A 15,058-nucleotide genomic window follows, 5' to 3' on the forward strand; every position below is an offset into this window, starting at 1 on the left:
CGACGCGCTGGGCCGGGCCGGGCTGCTCGACGGCCGCCGGTGCACCACCCACCACACCGTCCAGGACGAGCTGGCCCGCCTCTACCCGCGGGCGAGCGTCGCCAGGGACGCGCTGTACGTCGAGGACGACCGGATCGTCACCTCGGCGGGCGTGGCCGGCGGCATCGACGTGGCGCTGCACCTGGTGACCACCCGGCACGGGCCGTACGCGGCGGGGCAGGTGGCCCGCGCGATGCTCGTGCACGCCCACCGCGACGGCACGGCCGAGCAGGTCAGCCCGCTGCTGCGACGGCGTTCGCACGTGGACGAGACGGTCCACCGCATCCAGGACCTGATCGAGACCCGGTTCACCGAACGGCTGCCGCTGAGCCTGCTGGCCGGGGCCGCGGGATGCAGCGAGCGCACGGTGACCCGGCTGTTCCGGCGGGCCACCGGGCTCACCCCGCTGGCCTACCAGACCGCCCTGCGGCTGGAGCGGGCCGAACACCTGCTCGGCCGCGGCGCGACCGCCGAGGTCGCCGCGCGCGAGGTGGGCTTCGCCGACGCCAGGATGCTGCGCCGGTTGCGCACCCGCGCCACCGCCTCCTGAGAGTGGGCGCGACAGATCAGGCGGCGGGACAGAGCGGCGGGTGAGAGCCGCGGGTCAGAGCGAGGCGGTGCGGTAGCGGGAGCGGAACTCGGCCAGCAGTTCGTCGGTGACCTGCGCGCCCGCGGCGACGGCCGCGTGCACCTCGCGGAAGTACCCCTCGTAGCCCGCGGGCGTGTAGAGGCACAGTGCGCGCACGACGCCGTCGCCGGCGTTCCTGAACCCGTGCGGGGTGCCGCGCGTCGCCGCCAGCAGGTGGCCCGGCCCGGCCGTCACCTCGCCGTCGCCGTCGTGCAGGGTCAGCTCGCCGTCGAGGACGTAGAAGTACTCGTCGTGGCCCTGGTGGACGTGCGGGCGCGCCCCGACGACGCCCGGGTCCAGCGTGAACTCCTCGAACGCGAACCGGTCCCCGGTGTGCTCCCCGGTCAGCCGGAAGAAGTGCCGGACCCCGGCGACGTCGATGAGCTCGCCCTCGGCGGGACGCCGGAGCAGGGGACGCGGTTCCGGGCTCTCGTTCGCGATCATGCCCGGCATTCTGCCACCCGCGGGAACGACGCCCTCGCCCCCACACGAAACGGCGAAAGAGGATAATCCGGATCATGGGAAAGACCTACGACCGGATCGACGGCCGGTTGCGCACGTTCATCGAGTCACAACCCATCTTCTTCACGGCGACCGCCCCCCTGGCCGGCGACGGCACGGTCAACCTCTCGCCCAAGGGCCTGAAGGGCTCGTTCGCCGTCCTGGACGACCACACCGTGGCCTACCTCGACTTCGCCGGCAGCAATGCCGAGACCATCGCCCACCTGCGCGAGAACGGCCGCGTCACGCTGATGTGGTGCGCCTTCGACGGCCCGCCGAAGATCGTGCGCGTGCACGGCCACGGCGAGCCCGTCTTCCGCGACGACCCCCGCTGGGCCGGGCTGCTGCGGCACTTCCCGGACATCGACCCGGCCCCGCACGGCCTGCGCGCGATCATCGTCGTGACCGCGCGGCTGATCCGCGACACCTGCGGGTACGCCGTCCCGTTCATGACCTACGACGCCGACCGCCCGCTGCACGGCTCCCGCTTCGCCCGCGAGGACGACGAGTCGCTCGACGCCTACTTCCACAAGAAGGAGCACGTGGCGACCAGCATCGACGGCCTTCCCGGGCTGCCGCTCCCGCTGCCCCCGCTGCCCCCGCTCCCCCCGCTCCCCCGCGAGGGCTGACCGGACGGGCCGCCGTCACAGGACGGCGAGGGCCTTGGCGATGTTCCACTCGGCCAGCTCCAGCATCCAGCGCCGGCCGGGGAAGTCGGTCCCGGCGATGCGCAGCGGGCCCTCGATCAGCGAGAGCACCTGGGCGTACCGGTAGAGCTCCAGCCGGTGGGGGTCGAGGGCGATCGGGCGCAGCGCGGGGTAGGCGTCCTCGAAGCGCATGCGCAGCCAGGCGTGCTCCCACTCGGCGTCGAAGTAGGTCAGGCCCTCGAAGTCGATCAGGACGGGTTCGCCCGCGGGCGTGACGAGCACGTGGTCCGGCCCGAGCTCGCCGTGCACGAGCACGTACCGTTCGCGGGGGGCGACCGCCTCGCGCAGGCGGCGTACGTGGGCGGCGATCCGGTCGTGCGCCTCGCCCATCCTGGCGTCGCGGGCGGCGACGGCGGCGAGCTGGGCGAGCGCGCGGTTCAGGACGACGTCCTCGGCGGGCCGGGAGGGCCGGGCCCGGCCGTCGGCCAGGTGGGCGAGCTTGCCGTAGGACGGGCCGGGGCTGGCGTGCATGCGGCGCAGGGCCTCGCCGAGCGCGGCCAGCGGCCGGGCGGCGGCGGCCGGATCGCCTTCCATCAGGGCCTCCAGCGTGGTGGCGCCCGCGTCCTCGACCAGGGCGATGGCCGCGCCGAAGTGGCGGCCGCCGGGGTCGAGCGCCAGCAGCCGGGGGACCCGCACGTCCGCCGCGGTCAGGGCCGCGTGGGCGGCGGCGAACAGGTCCGCCCCCGACGCGTCGGCGAAGGGGTCGTCCTCGCTCGCGGGGGACGCCGGCCAGTAGTTCTCGCCGGCCGCCCAGACGTAGAGGATCACGCTGGTGGCGTCGTCCAGCCGGAGCTGGTAGACGCCCTTCTTGCTGCCGCCGGTCAGCCGGTCGAGCGCGGCGGGCCGCCGGTCGGCGCCGAACTGCTCGGCGACCAGGTCGCGCACGTCGTCGGGCCGCAGGAATGTTCGATTCATGATCGTTTTCTATCACTGAGGAGGGCCGGCGCCGCGCCGCCGTCACGGGTTCGTGAAAACATCTGATCGGCAGGTCAGGTCGTGCAGGAAGGTTGTCCCCGATGCCGCCCGCGTTCACCGCAGAGGAGAAGGCCCGCATCACCGCCCTGTTGCTGGCGAACGGCGAGAAGCTGTTCACCGGCCAGGGCCTGCGCAAGACCTCCCTGGAGGAGCTGATGGCCCCCACGGGGGTGGCCAAGAGCAGCTTCTACGTCTTCTTCGACTCCAAGGAGGCGCTGTACCTGGAGCTGATGCTGCGCCAGACCGGCGAGGTGCGGCGGCGGGTCATCGACGGCGCGCTGATGAGCTCCGATGACCCGCGCGAGGCGCTCCGCCGGTTCCTGCACGCCACCGTCGAGGAGTTGTCGGTCAATCCCCTGTGGCGCCGGCTGATGACCCATCCGGAGGAGATGCAGGCGGTGGCCCGCAAGCTCGACCCCGAACGGGTCGCCGCGATGTCCGGCAGCCCGGCCGCCGCCCTCACCGAGTACGTCACCGCCCGCCGGGCCGCGGGCGAGCTGGTCGACGCCGACCCCGCCGTCATCATCGGCGTGCTGCAGTGCGTGCTGCTGGTGCCGATGTTCGCCGAGCGGCTCGGCGACCCGGCCCTGCACCCCAGGATCATCGACCTGCTCATCGACGTGGTCGCCGCGGGTCTGGCCCGTCCCGGGGGATGACGTCCCGGGAGATGACGTCCCGGGAGATGACGTCCCGGGGGTGGAGATAACTACAGGGGGAGTCGAGAGTCAGCCGCAATGGCGGCCGCCGCGCGATCGGCGAGGCTGCTGAGCATGGCAAACACCGCAACCACGGCAATCCCCCACCTGGCCTGCGGCCGGCGAAGACACGCCTGGCTGGCGGCGGGGATCGTGCTCGGGCTGTTCGGCACGAACAGCGAATGGTCGATCCCGCTGGCCGGATGGCTGTTCTCCGTCGGCCTCATGCGCTTCACCCGCAGCTCGGGCGTGCCGGCCGGGCTCGCGGCCGTCGGCCTGTCGGCCGCCGCGACGACGGTGGTCTTCGTCGCGGCGGCGGGCCGGCTCACCGTCCTGCCGATCCTGCTCGGCTGCCTGCTGCTCGGCCTGGTCCTGAGCCTGCCGCTGCTGGCCGACCGGCTGCTCGTCCGGCGGCTCGGCCCGCTCACCGGCACGCTGGTCTTCCCGGCCGCCCGGGTGACGGCCGAGTTCCTGATCGCCACGCTCACCCCGCTGGGCACGATCTTCGGGCCGCTGGCCGCGACGCAGTCGGCGAACCTGCCGCTGCTCCAGACGGCGTCCGTCACCGGCGTCTACGGGATCAGCTTCCTGATGGCCTGGGCCGCGCCGGTCGTCAACCTCGCGCTGGAACGCCGGATGGCCTGGCCGTCGATCCGGGCCGTCACGCTGACGTACGTCGCGGTGCTGGTCTCGGCGCTGCTCGGCGGCGGCCTGCGGCTGGCGACCGCGCCGGCCGCGCCGGAGCTGGTACGCGTCGCCGGGATCAGCGCCTCCCTGGCCGCCGAGCAGCGCATGCGGGAGATCGACGACGTCCACACCCCGCGGGTCCTGCCCGCGCAGAAGCCGACGCTGCGCAGGGCGTTCGCGGTGATCGACGACGACCTGTTCGCCCGCACCCGGATCGAGGCCGACGGCGGCGCCCGGGTCGTGGCCTGGGCCGAGACCGCCGCGGTCGTGCTCGGCGAGGACTACCCCGGCTTCCTGCGCAGGGCCCAGGACCTGGCCAGGGAGAAGGGCGTCTATCTCGACATGGGGGTGGCCGTCGTCCTCGACGGGGAGCCGCGCTCCCGCGACCTGGCCGTGCTGGTGACCCCCGAGGGGCGGGTGGCGTCGGTCTTCGACAAGGCGCATCCGGTGCCCGGCATGGAGAGCCTGCGGCCGGGCGACGGGGTCGTGCCGGTGACCGGCACGCCGTACGGGCGGCTGGCCCACGTCGTCTGCTTCGACGCCGACTTCCCCGCCACGCTGCGCACCCGCGCCGACGTGATGTTCGTGCCGGCCAACGACTGGAAGGGCATCGAGCGCACGCACGCGGCGAACGCGGTGTTCCGGGCGGTGGAGAACGGCTACAGCCTCGTCCGGCCGGCCAGTAACGGCCTGGCGATCACCGTCGACGCCTACGGCACCCCTCTGGCCAGGGCGAACTACTTCGGCACGGCGCAGCAGAGCATGGTCGTCTCCGTCCCGACCCGCGGCGTCTGGACGCTGTACGGCCTGGTCGGCGACCTGTTCGCCGGGCTGTGCGCCGCCGCCCTGGCGGGGCTGACCGGGCTCGCCGTGCTCCGGCGGGCCGCGTACCGGGGCTGACCATGGGATTTCCGGAGGAAGGTGCGATGATGCCACGGGCGCGGAACGGGAGGACCCGGATGACGGGGAGACGAGGGGTGAAGGCGAGACTCACGACGCCGGTGCGGGCGCTGGCCATGATCGGGCTGTCGGTGGCCGGCGTGCTCGCGGCCGTCCTGGTCGTGCTCAGCGCGGTGCCGGCGGTGGCCGGCGTGGGCCGGGGGGCGTTCCGGCAGGCGGTGTCGCTGCTGCGCACGGTCGCCGACGCGGCCCGGCGGCTGGCGGGCCGGCTCGGCGTGCGCGTCGAGCGTCCCTACGGGCCCGGGACGGACGCGTCCGCGCTGCTGAGGGACCCGGCGACCTGGCGGGACGTGCTCTGGGGCGTCCTCGACCCGCTCATGGGCACGTGGGCGTCCGCGCTGGCGCTCGGCATGCCGCTCTACGGCCTGTACGGCGTGGCGGTGCAGCCATTCGTGTGGCGGGCCAACCTGCGGGCCGGCGGCGCGAACGCCTACGGCGTCATCCACGTCACCTCGACGGCCGCCGCGCTGGCGGCGATCCCGGTCGGGCTGGCGCTGATCGCGCTCGGCCTGTACATCGGCCCCCCGCTGCTGCGCCTGCGCGCCCGGTGGGCCGGCGCGTTGCTCGGCCCGTCGCGCAGGGCCGCGCTGGAGCAGCGGGTCGAGACGCTGGTGGAGACGCGCGCCGACAGCGTCGACACCCAGGCCGCCGAGCTGCGCAGGATCGAGCGCGACCTGCACGACGGCGCGCAGGCCCGGCTGGTCGCCCTGGGCATGGGGCTGGGCCACGCCGAGCGGCTGTTCGACGAGGACCCGGAGGCGGCCCGCGCCCTGCTGGCCACGGCCCGCGAGTCCTCCTCCAAGGCCCTGGACGAGCTGCGCGACCTGGTACGCGGCGTGCATCCGCCGGTCCTGGCCGACCGCGGCCTGGCCGACGCGATCCGGGCCCTGGCCCTGGACTGCCTGCTCGACGTCGAGGTCACCACCGACCTGGCCGGACGGCCCGCGCCGCCGGTGGAGTCGGCCGTCTACTTCGCCGTCAACGAGCTGCTCGCCAACACCAGCAAGCACGCCGGGGCGGCGACGGTCCAGATCACGCTCGCCCACCGGCACGGGATCCTGAGCTGCGACGTCGTGGACGACGGCGGCGGCGGCGTCGATCCGGCCGACGGCACCGGGCTGCGCGGCATCCAGAGCCGGCTGGCCGTCTTCGACGGGACGATCGCCGTCGACAGCCCGCCCGGCGGGCCCACCCGGGTGCGTCTGGAGGTGCCGTGCGCGATCAGGTCCGAGTAGTCGTCGCCGAGGACCTGTTCCTCATCCGGGACGCGCTGGTCCGCATGCTGACCGAGCACGGCTTCACGGTCGTGGCCGCCGTCGACAACGGGCCGTCGCTGCGCAAGGCGCTGGCCGAGGAGCGGCCGGACGTGGCGGTCGTCGACGTGCGGCTGCCGCCGTCGTTCACCGACGAGGGGCTGCAGGCCGCGATCCAGGCGCGCCGCGACCGGCCCGGCTTCCCGGTGCTGGTGCTGTCGCAGTACGTGGAGCAGCTCTACGCCCGCGAGCTGCTGGCCGACGGCGCGGGGGCGGTCGGCTACCTGCTGAAGGACAGGGTGGCCAACACCGGGCAGTTCATCGACGCGGTCACCTCGGTGAGCCGGGGCGGCACGGCGATGGACGCGCAGGTCATCGCCAAGCTGCTGACCCGCGGCGACGCGCGTGGCCGCACCGGCGAGCTGAGCCCGCGCGAGCGGGAGGTGCTGAGCCTGATCGCCGCCGGGCGGTCCAACACGGCGATCGCGCACCAGCTCGTGATCTCCGCCAGCGCGGTCAACAAGCACATCTCCAGCATCTTCGGCAAGCTCCGGCTGCCCGAGTCCGAGGACGACAACCGCCGGGTGCTGGCCGTCCTGGCCTATCTCAACCGCTGACCGGGGCGCGGCGGGCGTAGTCGCCAATGGCGGGGCGCAGCAGGTCGTACGCCTGCCGGGCGGTGCGGGCGAGGGCCGCGAAGATCTGCTCGGACTCCTCCCCCGCCAGGACCCGGCGCTGGGCCTCGTCGAACAGCAGCCGCTCCACCCCGGCCAGCGCGGCGGCCACCAGGCGGGGCGTGACGCCGCTGTCGCCGGTCTCCTCGGCCAGGAGGTCGGCGAGTTTGGCCTCGGCCTGGTCGTGCAGCTGGCGCAGGCGGGCTCGCAGCACCGGCGTGTCGCGCACCATCCGCTGCCAGTCGGCGCCCGCGTCGGGGATCGCGCCGTCGCGGCGGCGCAGCCGTTCGTCGTAGTCGCGCTGGGCGGCCTCCAGGGCCGACTCGCCGGGCTGCCGCCCGGACACGGCCCTGGCCAGGCCGCCGACCACCTCCTCGTGCCGGTCGAGGATGAGGTCCTCCTTCAGCGGGAAGTGGTTGGTGACGGTCATCTTGGCCACGCCGGCGGCGGCGGCGACGTCGGCGATGGTGACGTCGTCGTAGCCGCGTTCCAGGAACAGGCCGGTCGCGACGTCGGAGATGAGCTGCCGGGTCTGGTGTTTCTGGCGCTCCCGCAGGCCCTTGGATCGTTCGGTCACGCGCTCTGCCTTCCATACAGCCATTAGGTTTGACCTAACGATTAGGTCGGACCTAGTGTTTGGAGTCGTCCTAGTCAATCGATCCTAAGGGTGTTCGATGACCAGCACCTCCGCCGCCGGGGCCGCGCGCGACCGGCTCGATCCGCATCTGCTGCGCATGGGGATCGTCCTGATCGCGGCCCCGATCCTGGCCACCATCGACGCCACCGCCGTGGGCATCGCGGCCGGCGCGATGGCGGCGCACTTCCGCACGTCGCTGACCGACGTGCAGTGGGTGGCGGCCGGCTACCTGCTCGCGATCGCGGTGGTCATGCCCCTGTCGGGCTGGCTGAGCCGGCGGTTCGGGGCCAGGCGCACGTGGATGGCCGCCGTGGCGGTCTTCACCGCCGGTTCGGCCCTGTGCGGCCTGGCCTGGTCGCTGCCGGCCCTCATCGCGTTCCGGCTCGTGCAGGCCGTGGGCGGCGGGCTGATGAACCCCGTCGGCCAGACGATCCTGGCCCAGGCGGCCGGGCCGTCCCGGATCGGCCGGGCCATGAGCGTGCTGACGATCCCCGTCATGTTCGCCCCGGTGCTCGGGCCGATCGTGGGCGGGCTGGTCGTCCAGCAGCTCGACTGGCGCTGGATCTTCTACCTCAACCTGCCCGTCTGCCTGCTCGTCCTGCCGGCGGCCGCCCGCGTCCTGGCCCGGGACGAGAACGACGAGGACGGGCCCGCGCCCAGGCTCGACCTCCTGGGCCTGGCACTGCTCTCCCCCGGCCTGGCGGCGGTGGTCTACGGGCTGACGACGGCGGGCGGGGGCCAGGAGGCGTGGACGCCGTCCGTGCTGGTCGGCGCGGGGCTGGCGCTGGTCGCCGGCTACCTGGTGCACGCGCTGCGCACCCGCCGCCAGCCGCTGATCGACGTACGCCTGTTCGCCAGGGGCGGGTTCACCGCGGCCTGCGTGGCGCTGTTCCTGCTCGGGGCCTCGCTCTACAGCTCCATGATCCTGCTGCCGCTGTTCTTCCAGCACGACCGGCACGCCGACACGCTCTCGACGGGCCTCCTGCTCACCCCGCAGGCGCTCGGGGCCGCCGTCGGCTCGTTCGCCGCCGGGCGGCTGGCCGACCGCCACGGACCGCGCGCCGTCGTGACCGGCGGGCTCGTGCTCTCGCTGGCCGGGCTGCTCGCCTTCACCCAGGCCCCCGCCCGTCCGGACACCTGGCTGCTGACCATCTGCCTGGTCCTGTACGGCCTGGGCATCGGCGGCGTCTCCGCGCCCACCATGGCCGCGGCGTACGCCTCGGTCGACAGGCGGCAGACGCCGGGCGCCGCCGGCGCGCTGAACGTCGTCAACCGGCTCGGCGGCTCGCTGGGCACCGCCGTCCTCACGACCGTCCTGGACACCGGGCTGCGCCAGGGCGGCGGCCCGGCGCACGCCTACGGCACCGCCTTCTGGTGGGCCTTCGGACTGTGCCTGGTCACCCTGGTTCCGGTGGCCTTCTTCCGCTCGGCGCGCCGTGATGGTCGGCGAGACGGGTGAGCAGGTCGACCAGGCGCTCGCGGTCGGCAGGGGGCAGCGGGGCGAGGAACTCGTCCTGGGCGCGGGCCAGCAGGCGGTCGAGCTCGGCCAGCCGGCGGCGGCCCTCCGCCGTGATGGTCACGATGTTGCGGCGGCGGTCCTCCGGGTCGGGCGCGCGTTCGACGAGCGCGCGCCCGGCCAGGTCGTTGACGGTCGCCACCATGTCGCTGCGGTCGATTCCGGTACGCCGGCCGAGCGCCGCCTGGCTCGCCGGGCCGTACTCCTCCAGCGCGGCGAGCAGCGCGTAGTGGTAGCGCCGGACCTGGGCCTGGGCGAACGCCTGGTCCACGATCCGGTTGGCGGTCAGCGCCGCGTGGTTGGTCAGCCTGCTCGGCAGCGCGCGCAGCCGCTCCGGCGGCCTCCCCTCCGGGATGTTCACGAAGCCAATCTAACAAGTCGTTGGCACCACCCACGATCGTCTATATTGTTGGTCGAACCAACGTTGGTCCGTCCAACTATTGAGTGAGGTGGAACATGTCCGACATCGAGCTGCGGACCGGCCCGACGCACGACGTGGCGGCCCTGGCCGCGCTGATCCGGGGCCGCACGCTCCTGCCGGGCGACGACGGCTTCGCGGACGCCTGCTCCGGCTGGCTGCTGACGGTCGAGCACCGGCCCGCGGTGGTCGTGGTCGCCGCCGACGCCGGCGACGTGGCCACCGCCGTCACGTACGCGGCCCGGACGGGACGTGCGGTCGCGGTGCAGTCCACCGGGCACGGCAAATCGCTGCCCGCCGACGGAGCCGTCCTCATCGCCACCGGCGAACTGCGCGAGCTGTCGGTGGATCCGGACGCCGCAACCGCGCGGATCGGCGCGGGCCTGCGCTGGGGCGAGGTGGTCGCCGCCGCGGCCCCCCACGGGCTCGCGCCGCTGTGCGGATCGTCGGCCGAGGTCGGGGTGATGGGCTTCCTGACCGGCGGCGGGCTCCCGCTGGCCGCCCGCACGTACGGGTTCGCCGCCGACCGCGTCCGCTCGCTCGACGTCGTCACCGCCGACGGCCGGCTGCGGATCGTCTCGCCCGGCGCGGAGCCGGATCTGTTCTGGGCGGTACGCGGCGGCAAGGGCAACTTCGGCGTCGTCGTCGCGGCCGAGATCGAGCTGCTGCCGCTGCGCACGGTCCACGGCGGCGAGCTGTACTACCCGGGTGAGGATCCCGGGCACACCGCCCACGTCCTGCGCTCCTACCTGGCCTGGGCGAGGGAGCAGCCGGAGGAGATGTCCTCCTCCGTGACGCTGGTGCGCTTCCCCGACGCGCCGCAGTTGCCGCCGGAGTTCCGCGGCCGCTCGATGGTGCAGGTCCGGACGGTGTACGTCGGGGACGAGGAGCAGGGCGCCCGCCTGGTGCGGCCGTTGCGCGCGCTCGGCCCGGAGAAGGACACCTGCGCGGCCATGCCGTACAGCCGGATCACCGAGATCTACCAGGACCCCCGTCACCCGGTCGCGGCGCACCTGCGCAGCGCGCTGCTGCGCGAGCTGGACGACGACGCCGCCGCGGAGCTGGCCTCGTTCATCGACCCGGCCCGGACGGAGGGCCCGTTCCCCGGCATCCAGCTCCGCCACCTGGGCGGGGCGCTGGACCGGCCGCCCGCCCGCCCGCACGCCGCCGGCACCCGGGGCGCGGCCTTCCTGCTGTGGATGCGGCTGCCGGCCCCGCCCGGACGGGCCGAGGCGGCGCGCGCGGCCGCCGACGAGGTGCTGGACCGGCTGCGGCGCTGGGACACCGGCGCCCTGCTGCCGGGCTTCCTGTTCGACCACGACGCGGCCCCGGACCGGGTCAGGCGGGCCTGGTCCGAGGCGGACCACCGGCGGCTGTCCGCGCTCAAGGCCCGGTACGACCCGGACCGGCTGTTCCGCGTCAACCACAACATCGCCCCGGCCGCGCCGTGAGGCGGCGCCGGCCCGAGCGGTCCGGGCCGGTGCCGTCCGGCCCGGTCACACCTGGCGGAAGTACCACAACTGCTGGCCCGCGTACTCGTCGCAGGTCCACTGCTGGATGTTGGCGCCGTTGTGCGTCCAGCCGTGGTCGACGTCGAGGCACTTGCCGCTCTTCTGGTTCTCCAGGAAGTAGAAGGTGTTCCACCACGCGTCGGTGTAGGCGTACTTCCAGCGCCACATCTGCTGCGGGACGTTCACGCACTCCCACTGCTTCACGTTGGCGCCGTCGAAGGTGTAGCCGTTGTCGACGTCCAGGCACTTGCCGCTGTGCTGGGCGCGCAGGAAGAACCACTCGCTGCCGGGGGCCACCCGCTGGAACTGCCAGTGCTGCTGCGGGACGTTCACGCACTCCCACTGCTTCACGTTCGCGCCGTCGAAGGTGTAGCCGTTGTCGACGTCCACGCATTTCTCCGGCGCGGGGAAGCGCCTGCGGATCTCGAACAGGTAGGACCAGGGCTCGGCGAGCGTGCGCCCGCGGGCCGCCACGGCCCCGGAGGCCGGGGCCGCCGCCGACCACAGGGGCACGGCGACCGACACGACCATGATCACGGCCAGCAGCCCCCGGCGGCCGATCCGTCGAAGATGTACGCCCTTGCGCACCGTATGCTCCTTTCCGCTGTTCCGTCCCTTGCAGGGTGCGCCCGCGGCGGCGGGAGGGCATGAGTACCGCCCTACTCAAGTGGGCCGGACGCGGCGGCGGGCTGGCCATCGAGGGGTGGGAGCGTCCATGATCGGCTCATGCTCAGCACCAGTGAGGGCGCGCCGACGAGCGCCTACGTGACCCGCCGGCCGCTGCTCGCCGGCGCCAACCCGTACGTCACCCTCTACGACGGCGACGTCCCCACCGGGTACGCCTCCCTGTGGCAGGTCGACTGGTCCACCCACGGCGCCGGCGCGGTGATGGTGGTGTGGACGCCCGCCGGGCTGCGCGTCGTGAGCGACGACCCGGAGCTCGGGACGTGGATCGAGGAGCACTTCGTCCGGCACTTCGACGAGGCCACGGCGCTGCCGTCCTGGCCCGCCGCGCGGGTGGAGCGGGCCGCCGTGGACCTGCGCGTGGACCCCGCCACGGGCACGCACGCCGACGCGGCCGGCCTGGCGGTCAGCATCACCGGGCCGCTGGACGCCAGGCCGTTCTCGATGGCCGACTTCCCGCTGCTGGGCGTCAGCCACGGGCTGTCGATGCAGATCATCCCCTGCGAGCACGCCTCGATCACCGTGGACGGCGTCCCCGTGCCGGGCCGGCCGGCCGTCACCTGGCCCGGCGGCCGGCCCGTCTCCTCGGCCATCACCACCGTCCACGAGGCGTGGAGCACCTGACCGGAGGCGTCCGCAGCCGCGCCCGCGCGCTCCACGTCACGGTGAGCCCGGCCTCGGCCAGCCCGGCGGCGGCACGGGCGAGGTCCCAGCCGCGGTAGGCGGGCGGCGGCGCGCCCAGGGCCCGGTTGACCTCTTCGAGGTCGCGGCCACCTCGACCCCGAGCGACTCCAGGCGGCGGCGGGCGATCGGCAGGTTGGGCGGGTGGCCCTCCGTGGCGGCGGTGCGCGGCGGCAGCGGCGTCAGCCCGGCCAGGAACTCGCGGCCGCCGGTTCCCAGGTCCAGCAGCGAGGCCGCGCCGTTCAGCCGGTCGCGCAGGAGGCGCTCGTAGCTCCAGGGCAGCGGCTCCTCCACGACCCGGCCGCGCAGGGCGGTGAAGTCCCAGCCCTCGATCGCCGCCGCCGACGCCCGCGCGACCAGTTCGCCGTACTCCATGGCCGTGATCGTCCCCGACGCCGCGGGCGCCCGTCACGTGGTTTTCCGACGGAGGTCGGGGGCGATCCGGGACCTTCGGCCCTGACCGGCGCGTCGTCCCGCCGGGAAGGGTGGAGGCAAGGGGCGGCCCGAGGAGCGGTACGCGCATGCGCGCGCCCCGGCTGCCGCCGTCGAGAAGCGACCCTCCTGTAAGGACGTGACCATGTGCAATTACTGCGGCTGCCGGGAGTTCCCACTGATCGGCCGCCTGTCCCAGGAGCATTGGGACATCCAGGAGTGCGCGGGGGCGCTGCGCCGCGCGATCGGGGAGCTGCGCCACGGTGACGCCGTGGCGCAGCTGGCGGACCTGATGGCCCGGCTCGTCCCGCACACCGACACCGAGGAGCGCGGGCTGTTCGCCGAGCTGCGCGCCGAGGGGTCGCTGGCCGAGGAGGTGGAGCGGCTGTGCGCCGAGCACGCCGACATCCACGGCATCCTCGGCGCGATCGACCCGGCCGCGCCCGACTGGCCCGCCGTGCTGGACGCCCTCGACCGCCTCCACTGGCACATCGACCACGAGGAGCACGGCCTGTTCCCGGCGGCCGTCATCATGCTGCCTCTGGCTGCCTGGGACCGCATCACGCCCGACCAGTCCCCGGCGACGACCAGCTGACCGGCTCACCGGCTCACCTGCCGAAGCGTACGCGTCCTCGCGGCGGCGGGTCGGTCCTCCGGCGGGTCAGTCCCGCGGCGGGTCAGTGCTGCGGTGGGGCGCCGACCTTGAACAGGCCGTGCGCGCCCGCCTCCGCCTGCCGCATCGTGTGGTCCACGATCGGGTACGTGCCCGCCGCCGGGAAGACCAGTTCGGCGAAGCCGCCCTGCGCCGGGGCCAGGTCGAGGGCCTGCGCGCCGCCCGCGTCCTCGGTGCGCAGCCGGTAGGCGCCCTCCTTATAGACCGTGTCGCGTCGATCGGCCTGCCGCTCTCTATCCGGATGTCGACCGGCAGTCCGGGCACCTTCCTGTCTGCGGCCGCCGAGGGCCGGTGGATCGGGGGCGGCGCCGCTCAGGCACGCCGCGCCCCCGTCCGGTCGAGGACCTCGTACACCGGGCGCCGGGGGACGCGCGGGACCGGCGGCCCGTACCCCAGCCTGATCAGCATCTGCACGTGCCCGAACGGGCCGGGCCGGTCGCCGCGGTGCTGCGGCGGGCGCAGGTCGAGCGGCTGGCTGAACATCGAGGCCGCCACGCCGTGCGCGGTGGCGGTGAGCAGGACGCGTTGCAGGGCCTGCCCGGCGCGCAGCCAGTCGTGCGGGCCGTCGCCCCGGGTGAACAGGGCGACGAGCTGCGGCTCCGGCTCGAAGTCGGCGACCTGGCCGCCGCCGAAGCCGCGCATGGGCAGTTCGCCGGAGCGCGGGCGCGGGCCGAAGGCGTGGGCGGGGACGCCGTCGGGGCCGCCTGCCGGCCGGGTCCAGCGGGCCAGCTCGGCCCGGTAGGCGGCGTCGGCCGTCAGCGTGTCGTCGGCCAGGGCGACCATGTCCAGGACCCGCCTGGCCGTCCCGCCCTTGACGAGGAGGAGCGTGGCGTCCTCGTCGTGGGCGGCGTTGACCAGGTCGAGCAGGACGTCCCTGGGCAGCGGGTGGCGCTCGAAGGGGAAGCGGTTGGTGCGCCGGTGCGGGATCATGTCGTGCAGCAGCCGCTCGTCGGTGGTGGGCGGCCCGCCGGGCGTGGCCCGTACGGTCGCCAGCAGCTCGGGCTGGCCGCCCGGGTCGGGCAGCGGCAGGACGACGGGGTCGTGCCCGGTCATCCGGACCGCCAGCCGCAGGTTGAACAGCGCGGCCCCGCAGCTGATGCCGAGCCCGCGCCCCAGGGGGTCGGTGACGGCGAGCAGCCGGTCGAGGTCGGCGTACAGCTCCATGGTGGTGTCGTCGAGGCGGCGGAAGCGCCAGGGCTGGGTGTTGTGCACCGAGGGCGCCGCGACGGCGGAGGCGACGATCCGGCGCACGCCGGCATGTGAGGCGAAGGGGCTGTCCCAGGGGCGGGCGACGCCGGTCATCGCGGGGCTCCCGGCACGACGGTTGCTGCGGGCATGTCTCCACGATGGCGCGGCCGGCGGTGCTCCCGTCAGGGACGAAAGTCCC

The 15,058-nt window shown here is 74.3% G+C and carries 17 protein-coding genes; 10 read left to right on the forward strand and 7 right to left on the reverse strand.

What is annotated here, in order from left to right; all coding sequences use genetic code 11:
• The coding region (locus AB0J71_RS36760) for a helix-turn-helix domain-containing protein (protein ID WP_364418532.1) at window positions 1–589 on the forward strand (589 nt) is incomplete at its 5' end.
• Window positions 590–643: 54 nt separating this feature from the next.
• Here the strand turns inward: AB0J71_RS36760 and AB0J71_RS36765 are convergent.
• Entirely contained in the window at window positions 644–1,111 is a 468-nt protein-coding gene (locus tag AB0J71_RS36765) for a cupin domain-containing protein (protein WP_352326554.1), read from the reverse strand.
• 74 nt (window positions 1,112–1,185) lie between these two features.
• On the opposite strand from AB0J71_RS36765, the gene AB0J71_RS36770 reads away from it, so the two are divergent.
• Entirely contained in the window at window positions 1,186–1,797 is a 612-nt protein-coding gene (locus AB0J71_RS36770; RefSeq protein WP_364418534.1) for a pyridoxamine 5'-phosphate oxidase family protein, read from the forward strand.
• Window positions 1,798–1,812: 15 nt separating this feature from the next.
• Here the strand turns inward: AB0J71_RS36770 and AB0J71_RS36775 are convergent, their stop codons facing one another.
• Entirely contained in the window at window positions 1,813–2,790 is a 978-nt protein-coding gene (locus AB0J71_RS36775; RefSeq protein WP_364418536.1) for a phosphotransferase, read from the reverse strand.
• A 101-nt stretch (window positions 2,791–2,891) separates the two neighbouring features.
• On the opposite strand from AB0J71_RS36775, the gene AB0J71_RS36780 reads away from it, so the two are divergent.
• The 4 genes from AB0J71_RS36780 (at window position 2,892) to AB0J71_RS36795 (ending at window position 7,062) form a co-directional block, all read left to right on the forward strand.
• Window positions 2,892–3,506: a TetR/AcrR family transcriptional regulator gene (locus tag AB0J71_RS36780; RefSeq protein ID WP_364418538.1), complete on the forward strand. Its 615-nt coding sequence runs from the start codon at window positions 2,892–2,894 to the stop codon at window positions 3,504–3,506.
• A gap of 114 nt (window positions 3,507–3,620) precedes the next feature.
• Window positions 3,621–5,132, forward strand: coding sequence for a nitrilase-related carbon-nitrogen hydrolase (locus AB0J71_RS36785; RefSeq protein ID WP_364418540.1), 1,512 nt, complete (start codon window positions 3,621–3,623; stop codon window positions 5,130–5,132).
• Window positions 5,133–5,209: 77 nt separating this feature from the next.
• Window positions 5,210–6,427 (forward strand): histidine kinase, encoded by a 1,218-nt coding sequence (locus AB0J71_RS36790; protein ID WP_364418542.1) that lies wholly within the window; start codon window positions 5,210–5,212, stop codon window positions 6,425–6,427.
• A gap of 44 nt (window positions 6,428–6,471) precedes the next feature.
• Window positions 6,472–7,062 carry a response regulator transcription factor gene (locus tag AB0J71_RS36795; RefSeq protein WP_364418659.1) on the forward strand — a complete coding sequence of 197 codons (591 nt, stop codon included), beginning with the start codon at window positions 6,472–6,474 and terminating at the stop codon, window positions 7,060–7,062.
• On the opposite strand, the gene AB0J71_RS36800 is transcribed toward AB0J71_RS36795, so the two are convergent.
• A complete protein-coding gene (locus tag AB0J71_RS36800) occupies window positions 7,052–7,696 on the reverse strand; it encodes a TetR/AcrR family transcriptional regulator (protein ID WP_352326547.1) in 645 nt (214 codons plus the stop codon). The genes AB0J71_RS36795 and AB0J71_RS36800 overlap by 11 nt on opposite strands.
• Window positions 7,697–7,793: 97 nt before the next feature.
• Here AB0J71_RS36800 and AB0J71_RS36805 point away from each other — a divergent pair, with 97 nt between their 5' ends.
• On the forward strand, window positions 7,794–9,215 hold the full coding sequence (locus tag AB0J71_RS36805; RefSeq protein WP_364418545.1) for an MDR family MFS transporter: 1,422 nt from the start codon (window positions 7,794–7,796) through the stop codon (window positions 9,213–9,215).
• On the opposite strand, the gene AB0J71_RS36810 is transcribed toward AB0J71_RS36805, so the two are convergent.
• A complete protein-coding gene (locus tag AB0J71_RS36810) occupies window positions 9,154–9,633 on the reverse strand; it encodes a MarR family winged helix-turn-helix transcriptional regulator (protein WP_364393548.1) in 480 nt (159 codons plus the stop codon). The genes AB0J71_RS36805 and AB0J71_RS36810 overlap by 62 nt on opposite strands.
• A 95-nt stretch (window positions 9,634–9,728) precedes the next feature.
• Between AB0J71_RS36810 and AB0J71_RS36815 the strand changes: the two genes are divergently transcribed.
• Entirely contained in the window at window positions 9,729–11,141 is a 1,413-nt protein-coding gene (locus AB0J71_RS36815) for an FAD-binding oxidoreductase (protein WP_364418547.1), read from the forward strand.
• A gap of 45 nt (window positions 11,142–11,186) precedes the next feature.
• Here AB0J71_RS36815 and AB0J71_RS36820 read toward each other — a convergent pair whose 3' ends face one another.
• Window positions 11,187–11,789: an RICIN domain-containing protein gene (locus tag AB0J71_RS36820; RefSeq protein WP_364341697.1), complete on the reverse strand. Its 603-nt coding sequence runs from the start codon at window positions 11,787–11,789 to the stop codon at window positions 11,187–11,189.
• A 138-nt stretch (window positions 11,790–11,927) separates the two neighbouring features.
• Here AB0J71_RS36820 and AB0J71_RS36825 point away from each other — a divergent pair, with 138 nt between their 5' ends.
• Window positions 11,928–12,509, forward strand: a complete 582-nt coding sequence (locus AB0J71_RS36825) for a hypothetical protein (protein WP_352328619.1) — start codon at window positions 11,928–11,930, stop codon at window positions 12,507–12,509.
• 36 nt (window positions 12,510–12,545) lie between these two features.
• On the opposite strand, the gene AB0J71_RS36830 is transcribed toward AB0J71_RS36825, so the two are convergent.
• Window positions 12,546–12,941, reverse strand: a complete 396-nt coding sequence (locus AB0J71_RS36830) for a hypothetical protein (RefSeq protein WP_364418549.1) — start codon at window positions 12,939–12,941, stop codon at window positions 12,546–12,548.
• Between the two features lie 202 nt (window positions 12,942–13,143).
• On the opposite strand from AB0J71_RS36830, the gene AB0J71_RS36835 reads away from it, so the two are divergent.
• Window positions 13,144–13,593 carry a hemerythrin domain-containing protein gene (locus tag AB0J71_RS36835; protein WP_358300507.1) on the forward strand — a complete coding sequence of 150 codons (450 nt, stop codon included), beginning with the start codon at window positions 13,144–13,146 and terminating at the stop codon, window positions 13,591–13,593.
• A gap of 390 nt (window positions 13,594–13,983) precedes the next feature.
• On the opposite strand, the gene AB0J71_RS36840 is transcribed toward AB0J71_RS36835, so the two are convergent.
• Window positions 13,984–14,973 (reverse strand): hypothetical protein, encoded by a 990-nt coding sequence (locus tag AB0J71_RS36840; RefSeq protein ID WP_364418551.1) that lies wholly within the window; start codon window positions 14,971–14,973, stop codon window positions 13,984–13,986.
• Window positions 14,974–15,058: the final 85 nt, after the last annotated feature.

This window comes from Nonomuraea sp. NPDC049637, assembly GCF_040675235.1.
GTDB lineage: Bacteria > Actinomycetota > Actinomycetes > Streptosporangiales > Streptosporangiaceae > Nonomuraea.